Below are 3,087 nucleotides of genomic sequence, written 5' to 3' on the forward strand. Positions count from 1 at the left end.
TTGAAAAGCTGGGGCTGGACAAGGTGCCGATCTGTATGGCGAAGACGCAATACAGTTTTTCTGACAAGATAGAGCTGAAGGGCGCGCCGAAAGGCTGGCGGCTCAATGTCCGTAACGTCAAGATATCCGCGGGTGCCGGTTTTATTGTGGCCCTTACGGGTGAAATCATGACCATGCCCGGTCTCCCTCCGGTACCCTCCGCCGAAAAGATCGACGTAGACAACACCGGGAAGATTTCAGGCTTGTTCTAGGAATAGAAGAGGAAAAAACCGCAAAGGCGACGAAGGCGCCAAAGGGGAAGAGAGAAAATGAAGAAAGAGGGTAACATGTTGCTTACTAAGCGTTCCCCCCTCTTTCTTTTTTCTTCCCTTACTTCTTCGCCTTCTGTGCCTTTGCGGTTAGAAATTCTTAATTCTTTACATTTCAATTAAGGAATAATTATGGGTTTTGCCGAAAAGAGCTGCGTAGATTTTGTAACTGTCCTGGCGAGTAAGGCCCCGGTGCCCGGCGGCGGCGGCGCTTCCGCATTGGTGGGCGCCATCGGGACCGCCTTGGGAAACATGGTGGGTTCCCTTACGGTGGGTAAGAAAAAGTACGCCGATGTGGAGGCGGACATCATCCGCCTGAAGAAGGAATCCGACCGGCTTCAGGCGGAGTTCCTCACCCTGGTTCAACGGGACGCGGAAGTTTTTGAACCCCTGTCCAAGGCCTACGGTCTGCCCAAGGAAACCGAGGCGGAGAAGGCGGAGAAAACCCGGGTCATGGAAGCGGCTTTGAAAGAAGCCTGCAGCGTGCCCCTGGAGATCATGAAGAAGTGCGGCGAGGCCATCAAAGTTATTGAGGAATTCGCCGCCAAGGGCAGCCGTCTGGCCATCAGTGACGCCGGTGTTGGGGTGCTTTTTTGCAAGGCCGCCCTGAGCGGCGCCAGCCTTAACGTGTATATCAACACCGCCGCCATGACAGACCGTAGTTATGCTGAGGATATCAACCGCCAGACCAACGCGCTCCTTGCGGAGTATGAATCCCTGGCGGATAAAATTTTCAAAGGCGTAAAAGATCAACTGAAGTGATCAAACAGTAAAACTAATCGAGGTATAAAATGGCTCAGATTTTGAAAGGAAAGGAAGTTGCCGACGCCTTAGTGGAGTCCATGAAACAGGATGTGGAGGCACTGAAGGCGAAGGGGATCACGCCGACCCTGGGGATAGTCCGGGTAGGGGAAAGGGATGATGATATCTCCTACGAGAGGGGCGCCACCAAACGCTGCGCCTCCGTGGGGGTTGGGATAAAAAACTACGTGTTGCCCGCCGATGCAACCCAGGATGCCCTGTTGAAGGTGATCCAGGAGGTCAACAACGATAAGTCTGTTCATGGGGTACTCCTCTTCCGGCCCCTGCCCAAGCACATAAACGATGGTGTAATCCGGGCGGCCCTATTGCCCTCCAAGGACATAGACGGCATCACCGACGGCTCCCTGGCCGGGGTGTTTGCCAATATCCCCCTGGGGTTTCCCCCCTGTACGGCGGAATCCTGCATGGCGATCCTCGCCCATTACGGTATTGAAATTGCGGGTAAGCGGGTTACCGTGGTTGGCCGCAGCCTCGTAATAGGCCGGCCCGTAGCAATGATGTTGATGCACAAAAACGGCACCGTTACTATTTGCCACACGAAAACTAAGGACCTCCCTTCGGTGATAAAGGAAGGGGAGATCGTGATCGTCGCCGCCGGAGTGGCGGAGAGCGTTGGTGCCGAAAGTCTCCGCGCCGGTCAGGTGGTTATTGATGTGGGTATCCATATGAAGGAAGGGGGCGGCATGTGCGGGGATGTAAAGTTCGCCGAAGCTGAACCCATCGTACAGGCCATAACCCCGGTTCCCGGCGGTGTGGGGGCTGTTACCACCTGTATTACCATACAGCATGTGATTCAGGCGGCTAAGGCCGGAGCGTAGATTGCGGAAAAATCTTTGGATATAGTAGATAGGAGCAATCGAAATGAAATATGGTATTTATTTTGCCTATTGGACAAAGGAATGGCGGGCGGATTACAAAAAATATATCGATAAAGTATCAAAACTGGGTTTTGATATACTAGAGATATCCTGTGCGGCATTGAAGGACCAATATGTTTCGGATTCCCAGCTTTTTGATTTGAGGGATTATGCGAAAGAGAAGGGCGTTATCCTGACTGCCGGCTATGGTCCGGCTAAGGGAGAAAACCTTAGCTCTTCCGATGATCGGATTGTCAAAAATGCAAAGGCCTTTTATAAGGATTTGCTGGGAAAGCTCAACAAACTCGACATAAAGCAGCTGGGCGGGGGTTTATATTCATACTGGCCGGTTGACTATTCTCTGCCCATTGATAAGGCGGGGGACTGGAAACGGTCGGTTGAAAATATCAGGGAAATTGCCAAAATCGCCGCAGACTGTAATGTGGTATTGGGGATGGAAGTATTAAACCGCTTTGAGGGGTATTTGCTTAATACCTGTGAGGAAGGAATTAAGTTTGTCGATGAAGTTAATCACCCGAATGTAAAAGTCATGCTGGATACTTTTCATATGAATATTGAGGAAGACAATATGGCTGAGGCCATCCGCATGGCGGGGGATAAACTTGGGCATTTTCATATCGGCGAACAGAATCGCAAAGTTCCCGGGAAAGGATGCATCCCCTGGAATGCAATTGGTCATGCCCTGCGGGACATACGGTACGATGGAACGGTGGTGATGGAGCCCTTTGTCATGCCTGGAGGAACCATAGGGCAGGAAATAAAGGTCTGGAGAAATTTACTTCCCGAGACAAGCGAAGAGATACTGGATCGTGATGCCAAGGGAGCGCTGGAATTTGTGAAGCATGTGTTTGCTTGACATATGGTTATCTATATATTATTATGGATAAAGAGATATCCCCGTGACTGGCGGAAGTGGATTACCACAAGGGAACGGGATGATAATATAGCCGACCGCCTGGGCAAGCTTTATTGATTATACGATGTATTATACACCGTATAATCAATAAAGCTTTTTTATATTATAAGGAGTAACAGAATGGCAAAAGGTGCAGATGCGGTGAAGAAGTTTATCGGTTCGG

4 protein-coding genes and 1 riboswitch are annotated in these 3,087 nt (G+C 50.7%); all 4 genes read left to right on the top strand.

The window, feature by feature from the left end; all coding sequences use genetic code 11:
* Window positions 1–251: formate--tetrahydrofolate ligase (locus tag LQZ19_RS13520; protein ID WP_411046390.1), on the top strand; the 251-nt coding region annotated here is incomplete at its 5' end.
* Between the two features lie 189 nt (window positions 252–440).
* Window positions 441–1,070, top strand: coding sequence for a cyclodeaminase/cyclohydrolase family protein (locus LQZ19_RS13525; protein WP_411048206.1), 630 nt, complete (start codon window positions 441–443; stop codon window positions 1,068–1,070).
* A 29-nt stretch (window positions 1,071–1,099) separates the two neighbouring features.
* Entirely contained in the window at window positions 1,100–1,948 is an 849-nt protein-coding gene (locus LQZ19_RS13530) for a bifunctional 5,10-methylenetetrahydrofolate dehydrogenase/5,10-methenyltetrahydrofolate cyclohydrolase (protein ID WP_411048207.1), read from the top strand.
* 43 nt (window positions 1,949–1,991) lie between these two features.
* The gene (locus tag LQZ19_RS13535) at window positions 1,992–2,864 is read left to right on the top strand and encodes a D-psicose 3-epimerase (RefSeq protein WP_411048208.1); all 873 of its coding nucleotides are present in this window, start codon (window positions 1,992–1,994) and stop codon (window positions 2,862–2,864) included.
* 33 nt (window positions 2,865–2,897) lie between these two features.
* Window positions 2,898–2,976, top strand: a riboswitch (ZMP/ZTP riboswitch).
* Window positions 2,977–3,087 lie beyond the last annotated feature (111 nt).

The organism is Treponema primitia, assembly GCF_046533075.1.
Lineage (GTDB): Bacteria > Spirochaetota > Spirochaetia > Treponematales > Breznakiellaceae > Termitinema > Termitinema primitia_B.

What these genes read in the sequence shown, in the direction of transcription:
- LQZ19_RS13530 (WP_411048207.1), top strand. Translation starts at nt 1,100, where the DNA reads ATGGCTCAGATTTTGAAAGGAAAGGAAGTTGCCGACGCCTTAGTGGAG.
- LQZ19_RS13525 (WP_411048206.1), top strand. Translation starts at nt 441, where the DNA reads ATGGGTTTTGCCGAAAAGAGCTGCGTAGATTTTGTAACTGTCCTGGCG.
- LQZ19_RS13535 (WP_411048208.1), top strand. Translation starts at nt 1,992, where the DNA reads ATGAAATATGGTATTTATTTTGCCTATTGGACAAAGGAATGGCGGGCG.